This window comes from Streptomyces jeddahensis, from assembly GCF_001642995.1.
Lineage (GTDB): Bacteria > Actinomycetota > Actinomycetes > Streptomycetales > Streptomycetaceae > Streptomyces > Streptomyces jeddahensis.
In genome coordinates this window covers 30,694-47,386 of the sequence record NZ_LOHS01000085.1, presented here as the reverse complement: position 1 = coordinate 47,386, position 16,693 = coordinate 30,694, and the positions used below count along the sequence as shown (strand labels likewise).

14 protein-coding genes are annotated in these 16,693 nt (G+C 73.1%); 5 read left to right on the top strand and 9 right to left on the bottom strand.

Annotated elements, in window-relative coordinates:
* Positions 1 to 117 precede the first annotated feature (117 nt).
* Genes STSP_RS18550 through STSP_RS18540 form a run of 3 tightly spaced genes read right to left on the bottom strand, consistent with a single transcriptional unit; the run spans position 118 to position 3,554 of the window.
* A complete protein-coding gene (locus STSP_RS18550) occupies positions 118 to 1,923 on the bottom strand; it encodes a bifunctional RNase H/acid phosphatase (protein WP_067279153.1) in 1,806 nt (601 codons plus the stop codon).
* Between the two features lie 36 nt (positions 1,924 to 1,959).
* Positions 1,960 to 2,703 (bottom strand): zinc ribbon domain-containing protein, encoded by a 744-nt coding sequence (locus STSP_RS18545; RefSeq protein WP_198547382.1) that lies wholly within the window; start codon positions 2,701 to 2,703, stop codon positions 1,960 to 1,962.
* Entirely contained in the window at positions 2,700 to 3,554 is an 855-nt protein-coding gene (locus STSP_RS18540; protein ID WP_067279148.1) for a Nif3-like dinuclear metal center hexameric protein, read from the bottom strand. The genes STSP_RS18545 and STSP_RS18540 overlap by 4 nt, the downstream gene beginning before the upstream one ends.
* A gap of 289 nt (positions 3,555 to 3,843) precedes the next feature.
* On the opposite strand from STSP_RS18540, the gene STSP_RS18535 reads away from it, so the two are divergent.
* Together STSP_RS18535 and STSP_RS39670 are read left to right on the top strand one after the other, a co-directional pair.
* The gene (locus tag STSP_RS18535) at positions 3,844 to 5,061 is read left to right on the top strand and encodes a hypothetical protein (protein ID WP_067279146.1); all 1,218 of its coding nucleotides are present in this window, start codon (positions 3,844 to 3,846) and stop codon (positions 5,059 to 5,061) included.
* Between the two features lie 46 nt (positions 5,062 to 5,107).
* Positions 5,108 to 5,278 carry a hypothetical protein gene (locus STSP_RS39670; RefSeq protein ID WP_198547380.1) on the top strand — a complete coding sequence of 57 codons (171 nt, stop codon included), beginning with the start codon at positions 5,108 to 5,110 and terminating at the stop codon, positions 5,276 to 5,278.
* Between the two features lie 127 nt (positions 5,279 to 5,405).
* Here the strand turns inward: STSP_RS39670 and STSP_RS18525 are convergent, their stop codons facing one another.
* From STSP_RS18525 to STSP_RS18500, 6 genes are all read right to left on the bottom strand, one after another.
* Complete coding sequence (locus STSP_RS18525; RefSeq protein WP_067279142.1) at positions 5,406 to 6,365, bottom strand: 3-oxoacyl-ACP reductase; 960 nt, start codon at positions 6,363 to 6,365, stop codon at positions 5,406 to 5,408.
* A gap of 38 nt (positions 6,366 to 6,403) precedes the next feature.
* Complete coding sequence (locus tag STSP_RS18520; protein ID WP_067279138.1) at positions 6,404 to 7,480, bottom strand: Zn-dependent alcohol dehydrogenase; 1,077 nt, start codon at positions 7,478 to 7,480, stop codon at positions 6,404 to 6,406.
* Positions 7,481 to 7,597: 117 nt separating this feature from the next.
* On the bottom strand, positions 7,598 to 8,470 hold the full coding sequence (locus tag STSP_RS18515; RefSeq protein WP_067279132.1) for a MaoC/PaaZ C-terminal domain-containing protein: 873 nt from the start codon (positions 8,468 to 8,470) through the stop codon (positions 7,598 to 7,600).
* Positions 8,471 to 8,732: 262 nt separating this feature from the next.
* Entirely contained in the window at positions 8,733 to 9,470 is a 738-nt protein-coding gene (locus STSP_RS18510) for a class I SAM-dependent methyltransferase (RefSeq protein WP_067279175.1), read from the bottom strand.
* A gap of 291 nt (positions 9,471 to 9,761) precedes the next feature.
* Positions 9,762 to 11,198: an MFS transporter gene (locus tag STSP_RS18505; protein WP_198547381.1), complete on the bottom strand. Its 1,437-nt coding sequence runs from the start codon at positions 11,196 to 11,198 to the stop codon at positions 9,762 to 9,764.
* A gap of 188 nt (positions 11,199 to 11,386) precedes the next feature.
* Positions 11,387 to 13,735, bottom strand: coding sequence for an acyl-CoA dehydrogenase (locus STSP_RS18500; protein WP_067279127.1), 2,349 nt, complete (start codon positions 13,733 to 13,735; stop codon positions 11,387 to 11,389).
* Positions 13,736 to 13,918: 183 nt separating this feature from the next.
* Here STSP_RS18500 and STSP_RS18495 point away from each other — a divergent pair, with 183 nt between their 5' ends.
* From STSP_RS18495 to STSP_RS18485, 3 genes are all read left to right on the top strand, one after another.
* A complete protein-coding gene (locus STSP_RS18495) occupies positions 13,919 to 14,608 on the top strand; it encodes a class I SAM-dependent methyltransferase (RefSeq protein ID WP_067279125.1) in 690 nt (229 codons plus the stop codon).
* Positions 14,609 to 14,629: 21 nt separating this feature from the next.
* Positions 14,630 to 15,613: an N-acetylmuramoyl-L-alanine amidase gene (locus tag STSP_RS18490; protein ID WP_078067295.1), complete on the top strand. Its 984-nt coding sequence runs from the start codon at positions 14,630 to 14,632 to the stop codon at positions 15,611 to 15,613.
* 185 nt (positions 15,614 to 15,798) lie between these two features.
* Positions 15,799 to 16,623, top strand: a complete 825-nt coding sequence (locus STSP_RS18485; RefSeq protein WP_078067294.1) for a DUF5336 domain-containing protein — start codon at positions 15,799 to 15,801, stop codon at positions 16,621 to 16,623.
* The last annotated feature ends 70 nt before the right edge of the window (positions 16,624 to 16,693 follow it).

Genomic DNA, 16,693 nt, shown 5'->3' with positions numbered 1-16,693 from the left:
CCCCCAGACCCCCGGATCGCCCTTCGGGCTCGTCCTCAAACGCCGGACGGGCTGAGAAGGGGCCCTCGTCCTCAAACGCCGGACGGGCTGAATGAGGCCTAGACGGCTGAAGTGGGCCTACCGGAGGTGCCCGGTGTCATTCAGCAGCCGCACGCTCGCGTTCCCATCCGCGTAGTACGCGATCGCGGAGAGCGAGGCCGCCGAGAGTTCCATGCGGAACAGCGACTCGGGCGGGGCGCCGAGGGCGAGGCGTACCAGCGTCTTGACCGGGGTGACGTGCGTGACCAGGAGGACCGTGCGGCCCCGGTACGCGGTGATCAGCTTGTCGCGGGTCGCGGCGACGCGGCGGGTGACCGCCGCGAAGCTCTCGCCGCCTGTGGGTGCCGCCTTCGCCGAGGCGAGCCAGGCGTTCAGGTCATCGGGGTAGCGGTCCCGTACCTCGGCGAAGGTCATCCCCTCCCACGCGCCGAAGTCCGTCTCGCGCAGGCCGTCCTCGATGCTCACCTCGAGTCCGAGCCGGGTGGCGACGATGTCCGCGGTCTCCCGGCACCGCCTGAGGGGCGAGGAAACGACGGCCTGGATCGTGCCGCGGGCGGCGAGCGCCGCCGCGACGCGGTCGGCCTGGGCGCGGCCCGCGTCCGACAGCGCCGGATCGCTGCCACCGCTGCCGGAGAACCGCTTCTCCCGGGTCAGCGGGGTCTCGCCGTGCCGCAGCAGTACGAGCGTTGCGGGCGCCCCGAGATCGGGCGGCGCCCAGCCGACGGGCGGCGTCCCCACGGCGACGCTCCGCGCGGCCCGCACATCGGCGTCGGCCTTCGCGCCCGCCTCGGCCTCAGCCCTCGCGTCGGCGCTCACGCCCGCGTCGGCCTCCGCGGTTCCGACCGGACCAGCCCCCGAGGCCGCGGCGCCCCGCCGCTCACCGGTTCCCGGTTCCAGCAGGTCAGCGGCCGCCGGCCGGTGCCGCGTCCCACGCGTCGGTTCCACCGGCTTCGCGGGCCCCGACGGCGCTGCCTCGGGCTGCTCCGCGGCCCACGGCCCCCGCGGCTGCTCCACGGCCCCAGGCTTGAGCGGCGTCTCCGGAGCCGTCTGTTCCGGCCGCTCCACAGCCGCGCGCCTCTGCAGCTCCGCGGCGGTCGCCTCCGCCCCGTCACCAGGGCGGGACCGCGCACCCGCCATCGCCGCCCGTGCCTTGGCCGCCGCCGCGACCGCGTCCCCGGGCGGCCCCGACGTAACGAGCCCAGCAGGACCCGGACCCGGGGCAGGACGCGCAGCGGAACCGGCCGGAGCCTGCCCGGACTGCCCCGACGGAGCCTCCCCGGCCTGCCCGGCCGGAGCAGGCCCGATCGGCGCACGACCGACCGACGCAGGACCGGCCGAAGCGGGCGCGGCCGACGCAGGACCGGCCGACGCACGACCGGCCGGAGCAGGCCCGACCGACGCAGGACCAGCCGACGCAGGCGCGGCCGAAGCAGGCGCAGCCGGACCAGGCCGGCCCGCAGCCACCCACTGCTCCCCCCGCCGCCCCGCGTCCATCGCCTCGTTGGCCAGCCGGTCCGCGTGCTTGTTCTGCTCGCGCGGGATCCACTCGAAGGTGATCTGCGACGGCGGGAACACCGTCTTCGCCTCGGCCGCGAGCGGCCTCATGCCGGGGTGCTTGATCTGCCAGCGGCCGGACATCTGCTCGACGACCAGCTTGGAGTCCATCCGTACGCGCACCCGGGCCGCCGGGTCCAGCTCGTGCGCGGCTCTCAGCCCCGCGAGCAGGCCCCGGTACTCCGCGACATTGTTGGTGGCGACGCCGATGTACTCGGCGGCCTCCGCCAGGGTCTCCCCCGTGGCCGCGTCCTTCACGACGGCGCCGTAGCCCGCGGGCCCCGGGTTGCCCCGGGAGCCGCCGTCGGCCTCGACGATGAACTCACGCATGTGCGGCGGCCCCTGCCGAAATCCGGAGCCCAGGGGCTACAGGCCGGACTCGGACGTACGGACCAGGATGCGGCGGCAGTTCTCGCACCGCACCACGGCGTCCGGGGCCGCGGCCCGCACCTCGTTCAGCTCGGTGATGTTGAGCTCCAGGCGGCAGCCCTCACAGCGCCGCTGATAGAGCCGGGCCGCGCCGATGCCGCCCTGCTGCTCGCGCAGCTTGTCGTAGAGCTTCAGCAGGTCCGCGGGCACGGAGGCGGCGACGACCTCGCGCTCCTTGGTGACCGACGCGGTCTCGCCGTCGATCTCCTCGTACGCGGCGTCGCGCCGGCCCGTCGCGTCGTCGATCTTCGACTGGACGGAGGCTTCCCGCTCCGTCAGCTCGTTCACACGCTCCTGCGCGGATTCGCGGCGTTCCATGACCTCGAGCACGATGTCCTCGAGGTCGCCCTGGCGCCGGGCGAGCGAGGCGATCTCGTGCTGGAGGTTCTCCAGGTCCTTCGGCGAGGTGATCGCGCCCGAGTCCAGGCGCTGCTGGTCGCGGGCGGCGCGCTGCCGGACCTGGTCGACGTCCTTCTCGGCCTTGTCCTGCTCGCGGGCGCAGTCGCTCTCCTCGGTCTGCGCGGCGACGAGCAGGTCGCGCAGCTGCGTCAGGTCCTTGTTCAGCGACTCGATCTCGGCGTGCTCGGCCAGCGACCTCCGCTTGTGCGCGAGCTGCTGCAGGCGTACGTCGAGGGCCTGGACGTCGAGGAGTCGGATCTGGTCGGCGGGCGCGGCGTTCAGTTGGGGGCTCCAGAAGGGGTGGGCGCGGCAGAGGCCGCGTGGGCGGTCCAGGGGTCGGTGACCGTCTTCGAGACGTGGACGCGAAGTCCCCATCCGTGCCGGTCGGAGATCTCGTCGAGCTGGGCTGCGGCCAGCTCGCACCAGGGCCACTCGGTGGCCCAGTGCGCCGCGTCGAGCAGCGCGAGAGGACTGTGTTCGCGGGCCTCGGACACCGGGTGGTGGCGCAGGTCCGCGGTGAGGAAGGCCTCGACGCCTGCGGCGCGCACGTCGTCGAAGAGGCTGTCGCCGGAGCCGCCGCTGACCGCCACGGTGCGCACCAGCATGTCCGGGTCGCCCGCGACGCGGATGCCCTGCGCCGTGGCGGCCAGCCGCTTGGCGGCGAGCTCGGCGAGCTCACGCACGGTCAGCGGATGGTCCAGCTCGCAGACCCGGCCGAGGCCGCGGCGGCCGTCGGGGTCCGTGGGGTCGGGGACGAGGGGCCGTACGACCCTCAGGTCCAGGGCGCCCGCGAGGGCATCCGATACGCCGGGGTCGGCGCGGTCGGCGTTGGTGTGCGCGACGTGCAGCGCGACGTCATTCTTGATCAGGGTGTGCACGACGCGGCCCTTGAAGTGGGAGGCCGCCACCGTCGTCGTACCGCGCAGATACAGCGGGTGGTGGGTGACCAGCAGGTCGGCACCGAGCTGCACGGCCTCGTGGGCGATCTCCTGGACCGGGTCGACGGCGAACAGCACCCGGGTGACCTGCGCGTCCGGTTCGCCGCACACGGTGCCGACCGCGTCCCATCCCTCGGCCAGCTCGGGGGGCCAGAGAGCGTCGAGCGCGGCGGTGACTTCAGACAGACGGGGCACGAGGGCAAGGCTAGCTCGTCTTCGCCGCCGAGCCGCCGCCGCTCCCGCCGTCCCGGCTCATCAGGGGCTCATCACGACTCATCACGGCTCATCAGGGGCTGGTCACGGCTCCTCAGCGGCTGATCATCGACTGATCACCAGCGAGGGAGGTCCCGTCCCGGGCGCAGCACAAGCAACCCCACTTCCTCAGGCGAATCGGGACATCGCCACCCTTTGGTGTGAAGCGGGTGTCCGCTGGTGCCACGCGAACGCGTACGAAAACTAGCTTCGGCGCCGGAGGTGACCCACGATGACGGCCCTTGCCATCGAGTCAGCTGCGGAGAACGAGCAGAAAGCGTTCAGCATGCGGCACACGGCATGCACGATCGCCGCGGACGGCTCCTACGCCGCCCGGCTGGCGTACGACGGTCGGTCCTGGTTCCCCGAGCGATGGACGCTGGACGGGCCCGAGCCCTATGCGGTGCCGCTGCCCGCGCACCAGCCGGAGGAGCCCGGCACCGAGGTGCTGCCGCTGACCGACGGGCGCGTGCTGATCCACCGCGTCACGGCCGGACGGCACGCCTTCTCGCTGCTCTATCCGACGGGTCCGGAGACCGGCGAGCTGCGGCTCGGTTCCGTGGAGTGCGGCGAGTTGACCCTCCTGCCGCCCGCGCCCGGGGGCCTGCGCGCGTACGCGCTCGCGGCGGGCGAGCGGTCGACGGCGGTCTGGCTGGTGGCGGGCGGCGCCTTCGGGCCCGAGCATGTCGCCGAGATCCCCGGCCGCTGCTCGGGCGGCGTCTGGCTCGACCGTACGGGACGGATGCTCGCCCTGGACCGGCGGCTGGACGGCCGCACCAAGACGGTCGCGGTCGACCTGGAGCGCGGCGGCGAGGTGTCGCCCCTCCTGCAGATCACGGAGGAGAGCAACGACCGGCTGCTGCTCGCGGACGCCGACAGCGGGCTCCTGCTGATCCGCTCCGACGCCCCCTCTCCAGGGCACGACCGGCTGGGCTGGGGCGTGCTGGGGAGCACCCTGCCGGTTCGCTTCCCCGAGTGCCTGCGGCTGACCGACTGCGCGGTGACGCCGTTCGCGATCCAGCCGGGGCAGGCGCTGATGCCGGAGAGCAGCGCCGTGGCGCTGCGGATCGACGGCGCGGCGGGCAGCTGGCTCGGGGTGTGGCGGCCCGCAGAGAAGCGTGTGCACCAACTCCCGGCGCCTGACGGCTGGTTGGCCGGCACGGGGCTGTGGACACGGGAGGGGGTGCTCCGGCTGCCGTATACGACGAGGGCCGTGCCCTGCGGGGTGGCGCAGGTCCCCGCGCCGACGGAGACGGCCCGGCCTGCCGACCCGGCCCCCGCGCCGAACGGCGGGCCGGAGGGATCGGGCGAGGGCTCGCCCCGCGGCTCCGGGGCGAAGGTGCGGAAGCCGCGGTGGGAGCGGGTGGAGACGAACCCCGCCGCGTCGGCGGGACCCCGCCCGGTCCCGTTGCAGCAGGCACCTCTCACCGGCCGCAAGTCCGCCGGTTAGACTCGCCCGCTGCACCGAAAGATCTTGTTACGGGGTGACCTATCCGATGTCGGAAACCAACACGAGTACGGACACGACGACCAACGACCCGCGGGCCGGCGCCCAGCAGCCCGACGGTCACGGCAGGCACCGGGGCCCGGTGTCCGCCCTTGAGGACGGCACGGCGGAGACGCCGGCCCCGCGCGGCCGGCACCGCAAGCCGTCCGACGAGGACTGAGGTCCGTCGGAGACACGAGGAGCCCGGTACCTGTGCGGTAGGTGCGCAGGTACCGGGCTCCTCGCATAAGCCAGTGCCGGTGGCCGGGCTTCTCGCACGACCAGGGCCGGTGGCCGGGCCGCCCGGCCTAACCGCGCTTCAGGCCCAGCACCTCCGCCGCCGCGAAGGTCTCGTTCGCCGGACGCCCCGCGTAGTACGGGGACAACAGCTCGTCGAGCTCCTCGTAGGAGAAGAGCTCCTTGGCGGTGTCGAACTTGGCGGCCACCTTGGGCCGTTCGACGACGGCCACCATGCCGCCGTGGACGACGAGCAGCTGGCCGTTGATCCCGGCCGCCGCGGATGAGGCCAGATAGCCCACGAGCGGCGCGACGTGCTCGGGCGCCAGCGGGTCCAGCCCGCCGTCACCGGGCTGCCCGCTGCCTGAACCCGGTGACACGGCCGCGAAGACGTCCTGCGTCATACGGGTCCGGGCGCGCGGGCAGATGACGTTGGCCGTCACGCCGTACTTGCCGAGCGCCAGCGCCGTCGACGTCGTCAGCCCGACGATGCCGCCCTTGGCCGCCGCGTAGTTGGGCTGTCCCGCGGACCCGGCGACGAACGCCTCCGACGAGGTGTTGATGATCCGCCCGTGGACCGGGCCTCCCGCCGCCTTGGACCGCTCGCGCCAGTGGACGGACGCGAAGTGGGTGGTGTTGAAGTGCCCCTTCAGATGCACCCTGATCACCGAGTCCCACTCGCTCTCGGTCATCGAGAAGATCATCCGGTCGCGCAGGATGCCCGCGTTGTTGACCAGGATGTCCAGCTTGCCGAACGTGCCGATCGCCACGTCGACCAGCGCACCGGCCTCGTCGAAGTCGCCGACGTCGCCGAGGTGGGCGACCGCCTCGCCGCCCGCCGCGCGGATCTCGGCGGCGACGTCCTCGGCGGGCCCCGCCGACGCCTCACCGGAGCCGTCCCGGCCGGGCTGCCCGTAGTCGTTGACGACCACGCTCGCGCCGAGCCGGGCGAGTTCCAGCGCCTCGGCCCGCCCCAGGCCGCGGCCCGCTCCGGTGACGATCGCGGACAGGCCCTCCAGTGGCAGTGACATCACGGTCCCTTCGGCTCAGGGTCACGGAGGTTGGGGGATCAGATCTCGATGCACGTACGCAGCGCCGCCCCCGTACGCATCTGGTCCAGCGCCTCGTTGATCTCGGCCAGCGGCACGCGGTGCGTGATCAGCCCGGACAGGTCGATCCGCCCCGCACGCCAGAGCGCGATGACGCGTTCGTACGAGCGCAGCACGTCCCCGCCGCCGTACATGGAGGGCAGGATCCGCTTCTCGTCGAAGAACAGCTCGAACATGTTGAGCTGCAGGAAGTCGTCCATGGCGCCCGCGCCGACGACGACCAGCGTGCCGCCGCGCCGGGTGTTCTCGTATGCCGTACGGGCGGTCGCGGACTTGCCGACGACCTCGAAGACGTAGTCGAAGCCCTCGCCGCCGGTGATCTCCTGCTTGGCGTCGGCGAGTTCGTCCGGTGCGGCGGCCCGCGTGGCGCCGAACTTCAGTGCGGCCTCACGCCGCGACGCGACGGGGTCGACGGCCACGATCTCGGCGGCGCCCTTGAGCCGCGCGCCCTGGATCGCGGAGATACCGACGCCGCCGCAGCCGATCACGGCCACCGACGATCCGGCCTCCACGTCGGCCGTGTTGAGTGCGGCGCCGAGCCCCGTCGTCACGCCGCAGCCGATGAGCGCCGCGATGTCGAAGGGCACGTCGTCCGGGATGGGCACGGCGCAGGCGGCGTCGACGACGACCTCCTCGGCGAAGGTGCCGGTGCCCGCCATGCCGAAGACGTCTCCGCCGGGGCGTTTGAAGTTGGGGGTGCCCGCGTTCATGAACCCGGCGAGGCACAGTTCGGTCTGCCCGCGCTTGCAGGAGGGGCACTGGCCGCACGCGGGCAGCCAGCACACCACCACACGGTCACCGGGCTTGAGGTGCGTGACACCCTCGCCGACCTCCACGATCTCGCCCGCACCCTCGTGCCCGGGGATGAACGGCGCGGGCTGCGGCAGCACGCCGCCCATCGCGGAGAGGTCCGAGTGGCACAGACCGCAGGCCCGTATCCGGATCCTGACCCTGCCGGGGCCGAAGCCCACCGCCTCGACGTCGTCAAGCACCTCGAGCTTGTCCTGGCCGATCTCGTGCAGTACGGCTGCGCGCATGGTGCGGCTCCCCTCAGGAGTTCCGACGATCATGGATGGTCGACAACTGGTCGACGACTGTTCGACGACTGGTTCGGCGGTGATGAGCCTTCGGTGGTGACGAGTGATGACGCGTGATTACGAGTGTTCGACGACGGTGTCGGCGAGCACGGGAGCGTCGTCCCGCTCGACCGCACTGACCGACACCTGCACCCGGCCGTCCTCCTGCCACATCCGGATGCGCAGGGTCTCGCCCGGGAAGACGACCCCGGCGAAGCGTGTGCCGTACGAGCGGACGCGGGCCACGTCACCGCCCAGGACCGTGTCGACGACCGCCTTGAGCGTGATGCCGTAGGTGCACAGGCCGTGCAGGATCGGCCGGTCGAAGCCCGCGAGCTTGGCGAACTCGGGGTCGGCGTGCAACGGGTTCCAGTCGCCGGAGAGCCGGTAGAGCAGGGCCTGGTCCGGGCGTACGACCCGCTCGACGGTCCGGTCGGGCTCCCGCGAGGGCGGTTCGCGGCGCGTGGAGGGACCGCGGTCGCCGCCCCAGCCGCCCTCTCCGCGTACGAAGATCTGGGCGTCGCTGGTCCACAGCGGCCCGTCGTCGTCGGCCGCTTCGGTACGCAGGACGAGGACGGCCGCCTTGCCCTTGTCGTAGACGGCCGCGACCCGCGAGGTGGACACCGCCGTGCCCTTGACCGGGATCGGGCGGTGCAGCTCGATGGCCTGCCCGCCGTGCAGGACATGAGCGAGGTTCACCTCGATGCCGGGTGTGGACAGGCCGCCCACCACGCCCATACCGGCGCCCGCGACGGTCGCGAAGCTGGGCAGGACGTGCAGCCTGGACTCGAGGGTGTAGCGCAGCTCGTCGGGGTCGGTGGCGGGGTCGTCCCGGTCGGGGTTCGCACCCGCGCCGACACCGAGGTGGTAGAGCTGGACGTCCTTGTGGTCCCAGGCGATCTCGGTGGACCGGGGCTCGGCCGCGATGGCCCTGTCGGCGTCAATCGGCATGGAATTCCTGCTCCTCGCGGGGAAAAGACCTCGGTGCGGCCGTCCGCACCGTCGGTCGCACCGAGGTCGTCACTGGGCCGACCGGGAGACCCGCCCGTTCTAGAACGCGTTCCAGTCCGGCTGGCCCATGTATAGCCCAGCCGCCGGTACTTGTGAAGACCACTGACGCTACGTCAGATCTCATCGATCTCGTGGTCGCATGCGTAGGGACGGGCCTTCGCGTGCCGGTCGTATCGCCGCATCGCCGAGCGGCTCGGGGCGGCTACGGCTGGCCGTCGCGGCGGAACAGGGCTGCCCAGAGGAACGCTTCACCGAAGGACGGGGACTCCGGCGGTTCGTCGTGCATGCGGCGCAGTTCGACCTCCGTGAGGTCGGAGAAGATCCGGCGCAGGGACTCCGGCGTGTAGGCGAGGCCCCCGTGGAGACGGGACCCGCGGTAGAAGTCGGCGTCGGGCAGCTCCGACCCCATCGCGCCCGCCGCGAAGCAGGCGAGGCCGAACAGACCGCCGGGCGCGAGGAGCCGGTCCAGGAGTGCGAGATAGCTGATGCGGCGGTGCGGCGGCAGATGGTGGAAGCAGCCGGAGTCGTAGATCAGGTCGTAGGGACCGGTGAGTTCGGTGCCGGCCAGGGCGAAGGCGTCCCCGCAGTGGAACCGGACCACCACCCCGGACTCGCGGGCGCGGTCCTCGGCCCAGGCGATGGCCTCGGATGAGAGGTCGACGGCGTCCACGTCGAAGCCCAGCGAGGCGAGGTGGACGGCATTGCGTCCCGGACCGCATCCCAGATCGAGGGCGCGACCGCCGGTGATCAGACCGCGGTCGACGTACGAGACGAGGCTCTCGTCCGGCTTCGCCACGAAGAACGGAACCGGCTTGGAACGGTCCGCGTAGAAGCCGTCCCACCAGGAGGCCCCGTCGGTCGTCCAGCGATCGGCTTCCCGCGCGAACAGTCCGTCCAGGAGCCTGAGTACGTCGTCGACCGTGCGTATGTTCCTGTCCACGAGATCCACGAGATCCCCTTTCCCGATGCGGAGATCGTAGGCCTGACGGACACAAAAGCCCAGATCAGGTGGGGTGTTACGAATGCCGTGAGCGTCCGCGTGAGGGCTCGGCCGAGAGCGCGGGAGCCATCGGTCCTGGGGTGGGGACGCATGCCGCCCGCGCCCCCGCGGAAGGCTGTCATGGGGCCGATCCGAGCCGCGCCCGGCCGGGTTTCTGGACGGATCCACCAGACGGCGCCTCACGCGGCTGGCCGAGGGCGCCCAGCGCCCGGCCCCCCCCGGTGTCCGCCGTCACCCCTCGGTGCGACCGGCCCCGCCGGAGGCGCGCGGCAGCCACAGCAGCATCAGCAGCGCGCCGCCGACCAGCACCAGCGCGCCCGTACGGAACGCCAGCGCATAGCCCGCGGTCAGCGCCTCCGCGGAGGTGCCTCCAGCGGTGCGCGACGCCGCGATCGTCGACATCACGGCCAGACCGAGCGAACCGCCCATGACCCGCGAGGTGTTCACCAGACCGGACACCAGGCCGGCATCACCGGCGGGCGCTCCCGACGTCGCGAGGGAGGCGAGCGGCGTCGCCGCGAGACCGGCCCCGGCCATCATCAGGACGCCGGGCAGCATGATCGCGGTCAGATACGCCCCGTGGGCGCCCATCGTCGACTGCCAGCCGAAGCCGACGGCAGCCACCACCGTGCCGGCGACCGCGACGAACCGGGCGCCGAAGAGCCGCATGAAGCGCGGCGCGACCTTCGATCCGATGACGACCGCGAGCGAGCTCGGAACCAGTGCGAGCCCTGCCTCCAGCGGCGTGTAGCCGAGCACGTTCTGTGCGTACAGGGTCATGAAGAACCACATGCAGAACATGGCGGAGCCGCACAGGAACATCGCCGTGTTCGCCGACGACACCGCTCGCAGGCGGAACAGCTGCAGCGGCATCAGAGGGGTCCGGCTGCGCGCCTCGACCGCCAGGAAGAGGCCGAGCAGAACGAGCCCCGCACACAACGGGACCAGCGTCGCGGGCGCCGCCCACCCCTCGGCCTCCGTCTGCACGATGCCGTACGAGAGGGTGGCGAGCCCGCCGGTCACCAGCAGCGCGCCCGGCAGGTCGAGGCGCCGTCCGTCGCCGCCCCGGCTCTCGGTGATCCACAGCGCGGCCCCGGCCAGGACGAGGGCGCCGACGGGCACGTTGATCAGCAGCACCCACCGCCAGGACAGCACGTCCACCAGGACGCCGCCGACGAGGCCGCCGGCCGCGCCGCCGCCCGCACCGACCGCGGTCCAGGTCGCTATGGCACGCGCGCGTGCGGCTCCCTCCGGTACGGCCGAGGTGAGGATCGTCAGGGTGGACGGCGCGAGCACGGCCGCGCCGAGGCCCTGTGCGGCGCGTGCCGCGAGCAGCTGCCAGTCCTCCTGCGCGAGGCCGCCGGCGAGCGACGCGAGCGTGAACAGTCCGAGCCCTGTCAGGAACATGCGCTTGCGTCCGTACAGGTCCCCGGCCCGGCCGCCGAGCAGCATGAACCCTGCGAAGGCGATCGAGTACGCGTTGACGACCCACTGCAGCCCCGGGGCGGTCATCCCCAGGTCGGCCCGCATCGACGGCAACGCCACGTTGACGACGGACACGTCGAGGACGACGAGGAACTGACCGGCGCAGGCCGCGGCGACCACCAGCCATGTCGGCGGTGCGACACGGCGTACGGATGGGGAGGTTTCGGTGGCGGCTCGGACCATGCGCTTCATGCTCTCAAGCTCCCCGCGCTCCGTACATCGTGATTTCTCCGCAGGCCGCATCGGTCGCAGGGCCTAGGACCAGCACCCGCGGGCCGGGACGAGGGCCAGAGCCCAGGACGCCGCCTGGCCGCCCGGCCACAGAGAGGCGTGGCGAGCCGTCCGCGGACGGCGTCCGCACCAGGCCTGCGTCAGTCTCTCGGCAGCCCCAGGATCCGTTCCGCGACCACGTTCAGCTGCACCTGCGTCGTACCGCCCGCGATCGTCAGGCAGCGCGAGAGAAGGAAGCCGTGGACGGCCCGCTCGCCCGCGCCCTCCCGTACCGCACCCGCCGGGCCCAGCAGCTCGAGCGCCAGCTCCGCCACCTTCTGCTGGTGGGTGGTCTGGATGAGCTTGCGCACGGACGCGCCCGCTCCCGGCTCCACTCCCGACACCTGCTGGAGGGTCGTGCGCAGCCCGATGCAGGCGAGTGCGTGGGCCTCGGCCATGAGCGCGCCGACACGGGCCCTGCCGGCTCCGTCGAGGTCGGCGAGGCGTGCGATCAGCGCCTCCAGGCCGGTGTCGAACGCCAACTGGTCGGCCATGTGGACGCGTTCGTTGCCGAGCGTGTTGCGGGCGACCTGCCACCCCTCGTCGACCGCGCCGACGACGGCGTCTGCCGGCAGCAGCACGTCGTCGAACCACACCTCGTTGAACATCGATTCGCCGGTGATCTCCTTCAGCGGGCGGATGCCGATCCCGTCGGTGTGCTTCATGTCGACGACGAAGTAGGTGAGTCCCTTGTGCTTGGGCGCCTCGGTGTTCGTACGGGCGAGGAGGATGCCGTAGTCGGCTCGCTGGGCCGCGGACGTCCACACCTTCTGCCCGTTGATCCGCCACCGGCCGTCCGGGGTGCGCTCGGCGCTGGTCCGCAGCGAGGCGAGATCGGAACCCGCGCCGGGCTCGGAGAACAGCTGGCACCAGCGCAGGTCGCCGCGCAGCGTCGGCAGCAGATAGCGCTCCTTCTGCTCCTGCGTCCCGTACGCGATGAGTGAGGGCACGACCCACGTGGCGACGGACAGGTCGCTCAGGCGCACCCCGGCCGCCGTCAGCTCGGCCTGCACGGCGAGCTGCTGGACGGGCCCGGCGCCGAGACCGTACGGCTCGGGCAGGTGCGGAGCGGCGTAGCCGGTGGGGGCGAGCGCGCGGCGGGCGGCGGCAGGGTCGAGGCCGCGTACGCCTTCGATCACCTCCCGCGCCCGGGCCCGGTACGGCTCCGCCTCCGGAGGAAGCTCCAGCCGCAGCTCCCGGCGCGCCCCGCCCTCGGCCAGCCGGACGGCCCGCAGCCGGTGCGCGTCCCCGTTGCCCGCGAGCTGCCGCGCGACCAGCGCCCGGCGCAGATACAGATGCGCGTCGTGCTCCCAGGTGAACCCGATGCCGCCGAGGATCTGGATGCAGTCCTTGGCACAGGAGCACGCGGCGTCGAGCGCGCCACCGGCGGCGAGCGCGGCGACGAGCCCGGTGACGGCGCTGGGGGCGCCGGTCCTGCCCGCGGCAACGCTGGAGGCGCCGGTCCCGCCCGTAGCACCGCTGGAGGTGCCGGTCCCGCCCGTGACAACGCCGGGGGCGCCGGTCCCGCCCGTAGCACCACTGGAGGTGCCGGTCCCGCCCGTAGCAACGCTGGAGGCGCCGGTCCCGCCCGTGGCGCCCCACGGCTCCTCGTCCATGGCCCGTGCGGCGTCCCACACCAGCGCCCGCGCCTGCTCCACCCGCACCAGCATGTCCGCACACAGATGCTTGACGCCCTGGAAGCGGCCGATCGGCCGCCCGAACTGCTCACGCACCTTGGCGTACTGCGCGGCCGTGTCCAGCGCCCATGCCGCGGTGCCGCAGGCGTCGGCGGCGAGGACGAGGTCCGCGAGGTCGCGTACGCGCGCGGAGTCCACCGCGAGCACCCGGTCCGCCGACACCCGGGCGCCGTCCGCCGCGACCTCGGCGGTGGGCCGCGTCGGATCGGCGCTGTCGTGGGGCCGCACCACGAGGTCCGCGGCGTCGGCGGCGAGCCACACGGTGCCCTGCGCCGACGCGGCCGCCAGCACGAGCAGGTCGGCGTCGGCGCCGGACAGCACGGGCGGCGCGGTGCCGTCGAGCACATAGCCGCCCTCGTCACCGACGGCCGTCATCGTGCCGGTGCCGAGCGCCACGGCCCCGATACGCTCCCCGCACGCCAGCGCGCGCACCAGCTCGCCCGCCCCGGCCCGGTGCAGCACGGCCGATGCCAGCACGCTGGACAGATACGGCCCCGGAAGCGCGGCCCGCGCGGCCTCCTCCAGGACGACGGCGAGGTCGACGAGATCACCGCCTCCGCCGCCGTACTCCGCGGGAAGGTGCACGCCGAGCAGCCCCTGCCCGGCCAGCGCGTCCCAGTACGCCGGGCGGTCCCCGGCGCCCGGCGGCGCGTCGAGGAGCTTGCGCACCTCCTCCGGCGGCACGGTACGCCCGATCCAGCCGCGCACGGCCCCGGCCAGTTCCCGCTGCTCCCGCGTGATCCCGATCCCCATGCCGCGAGAGGGTAGAACACGTTTCATTCTGACGGAAGGCTGACGGAGAGTCAGATCCGGCCGTCCGTGCACACCCCGTCGCCCCAGGTGACGGAGGCGTACGGCAGCATGGGGACACCCACACGCCCGTACGAGACGCACCGCATCCGGCGCCCGCGCCCGCCCGAACCCGGAGGAAACCGCATGGCCGAGCCCGCCCAGCCCACCCCACAGGCACAGGCACAGGCCCCGACGCCGAAGCCCGACGTCCTCGCCGCGTTCGAGGCGGCCAAGGGCTTCATGCCGGTGTCCGAAGGGCTCACGCTGTACGCGGCGGCGGTCGAGGCGGGGCGACTCGGGCTTCCGCTCCTCGAGGTCGGTACGTACTGCGGCCGCTCCACCATCCTGCTCGCCGACGCCGCCCGCGCGGCCGGCGTCACCGCGCTCACGGTCGACCACCATCGCGGCAGCGAGGAGCAGCAGCCGGGCTGGGAGTACCACGACCCGGAGACCGTCGACCCCGAGATCGGCCGGATGGACACGCTGCCCCTCTTCCGCCGGACCCTCCACAAGGCGGGCCTTGAGGACCACGTCATCGCGCTCGTGGGCCGCTCGCCGCAGGTCGCGCGGCTCTGGAACAGCCCGCTCGGCCTGCTGTTCATCGACGGCGGCCATACGGACGAGCACGCGACCGGCGACTACGAGGGCTGGGCGCCGCACGTTGCCGAGGGCGGCCTGCTGGTGATCCACGACGTGTTCCCCGACCCGGCCGACGAGTTCACCGGCCAGGCCCCGTACCGCGTCTACCTCAGGGCCCTGGAGTCGGGTGCGTTCCGTGAGGTCTCGGTGACCGACTCGCTGCGCGTCCTGCGCCGAACCGGCCCGGGCGCCTGACCTCGCGGTTAGAGTCGCCCCGTGTCGTACGCATTCCCGGACAGCGATCCCCGTCCGCCGCACCGGCCCCGTCGCGGGCCGCTGACCGTGGCGGTCGCGGCCTCCGTCGCGGCGGCGCTCGCGGGGTGGCTCGTCTGGCAGGCGGTGGCCGACTCCGGCGAGGGCGGGACTCCGGGCGCCGCACCCTCGTCGCAGCAGCGGCCGTCCACAGGGGCGGGCGCGTCCGCCTCACCCGCACCCTCAGACCAGGGCACGCCCGACGAGAGCGCGGACGAGGACAAGAACGACGACAAGGCCACCGGAACCACGTCGTCCGCCCCCGCCGCCACCGGCCCCCTCAAGGGCAAGGTCGTCGTCATCGACCCGGGCCACAACCCAGGGAACTTCCGCCACACGGCCGAGATCAACCGGCTCGTGGACATCGGCACGAACCGCAAGGCGTGCGACACGACCGGCACATCCACGAACAGCGGCTACACCGAGGCCCGGTTCACGCTCGACGTCTCCCGCCGGCTACGGACGCTGCTCGAAAAGCAGGGGGCGACCGTCCGGTTCACACAGGACGGCGACCGCGCCTGGGGCCCGTGCGTCGACGAGCGCGCCCGTATCGGCAACAAAGCGCACGCCGACGCCGTCGTCTCCGTGCACGCCGACGGCTCCGCAGCCGGAAACCGCGGTTTCCACGTGATCCTCCCCGGGTCCGTGAAGGCGGGCATCGCCGACACCCGCGCGATCGTCGGCCCCTCGCGCGAGCTGGGCGAACGCATCGCGGGCAACTTCGTCCGGGCGACCGGCAGCGCGCCCTCCAACTACGTCGGCAACGGCACGGGCCTCGTCGTCCGCCGGGACCTGGGCGGGCTCAACCTCTCCACCGTTCCCAAGGTGTTCATCGAGTGCGGCAACATGCGCGACAGCAAGGACGCGGCCCTGCTGACGAGCGGCGCATGGAGGCAGAAGGCGGCGCAGGGGATCTCTGAGGGAATCGTGAGTTTCCTGCGGGGGTAGGCCCCGGTAGCCACTGTCCCGGAAGACACCCCGAGCGGCCGGACGATAATGTCGTCCGTACGATCTGGGGGGCCATCCCCGCGCTTCGCACCGCGAGCATCGCGGCCCACGGCGGCCGACAGCGCGCCGGTACGGCGACAGCGACGCCCACCGACGACCGATGAGACGACGACGAAGGATCTGAAGTGAATATCCGCTCCCTCACTAGAGGCGACGGCGTGGTGATCGGAGCAGCGGTGCTGCTGTTCGTCGCCTCGTTCCTCGACGTAATCGGCTGCAGCGGCAGCTTCTGTGACTCGGCCCCAAGCTCCAACTCCTGGGACCTCCTCGGGCTCGCCCTCGGTACGTTCATGACCGGCGTGATCGGTGCCGCGCTGATCGTGGTCGCCCGCGCGCTGCCGCAGCCGCGCAAGGTCGCGGGTCTGGAGCTCGGGCCGCTCGGCGTCGCGCTGACCATCGCCGCCGCGTGGAGCTCGCTCTGGTGGATCATCGACGCGGAGAACGCCGGCGCCGGCCTCATCCTCGGCCTCATCGCCTCCCTGATCCTCGCCGGTGGCGCGATCGCGACCCCGCTCGTGCCCGCCCTGAAGGGCGCCCTGCTCCCCGCCCCGCGCCCGGTGGCCCCGAGCCCCTACGGCGCCCAGCCGCCGGCTGGCTACGGCTACCCGGGCGCCCAGCAGCAGCCCTACGGCGCCCAGCCCGGCCAGCCCCAGCCCGGCCAGCCGTACGGTGCCCAGCCCGGTCAGCCGCAGCCGGGTCAGCCGCAGCAGACCCAGGCCCCGCAGGCGCAGGCTCAGCCTCAGCCGGCGGCGGAGTTCTCGCCGTTCTGGTTCGCCGTACCGGTGCCGCGTCCGCTGTTCGCGGAGGACGGCTCGGGGACGCCGATCGCCGAACTCGCCCCCGGCACCTGGTACCTGGCCGTCGACCAGCGCGGCCCGGCCCTGGTGGCCCAGACGCAGGACGGCCGCCGCGGCGTGCTGCAGGACACCTCGGGCATCCAGCGCGGCTGACGCCGCACGCCGAACCCCGTTCGTCGGCCCCTCGCCCTTCCGGGCGGGGGGCCGTTGCCGTACAGTCACC

Coding starts and splice junctions, on each gene's coding strand:
- STSP_RS18550 (WP_067279153.1), bottom strand. CDS start 1,923: ATGCGTGAGTTCATCGTCGAGGCCGACGGCGGCTCCCGGGGCAACCCG.
- STSP_RS18535 (WP_067279146.1), top strand. CDS start 3,844: ATGACGGCCCTTGCCATCGAGTCAGCTGCGGAGAACGAGCAGAAAGCG.
- STSP_RS39670 (WP_198547380.1), top strand. CDS start 5,108: ATGTCGGAAACCAACACGAGTACGGACACGACGACCAACGACCCGCGG.
- STSP_RS18525 (WP_067279142.1), bottom strand. CDS start 6,365: ATGTCACTGCCACTGGAGGGCCTGTCCGCGATCGTCACCGGAGCGGGC.
- STSP_RS18520 (WP_067279138.1), bottom strand. CDS start 7,480: ATGCGCGCAGCCGTACTGCACGAGATCGGCCAGGACAAGCTCGAGGTG.
- STSP_RS18515 (WP_067279132.1), bottom strand. CDS start 8,470: ATGCCGATTGACGCCGACAGGGCCATCGCGGCCGAGCCCCGGTCCACC.
- STSP_RS18505 (WP_198547381.1), bottom strand. CDS start 11,198: ATGGTCCGAGCCGCCACCGAAACCTCCCCATCCGTACGCCGTGTCGCA.
- STSP_RS18500 (WP_067279127.1), bottom strand. CDS start 13,735: ATGGGGATCGGGATCACGCGGGAGCAGCGGGAACTGGCCGGGGCCGTG.
- STSP_RS18495 (WP_067279125.1), top strand. CDS start 13,919: ATGGCCGAGCCCGCCCAGCCCACCCCACAGGCACAGGCACAGGCCCCG.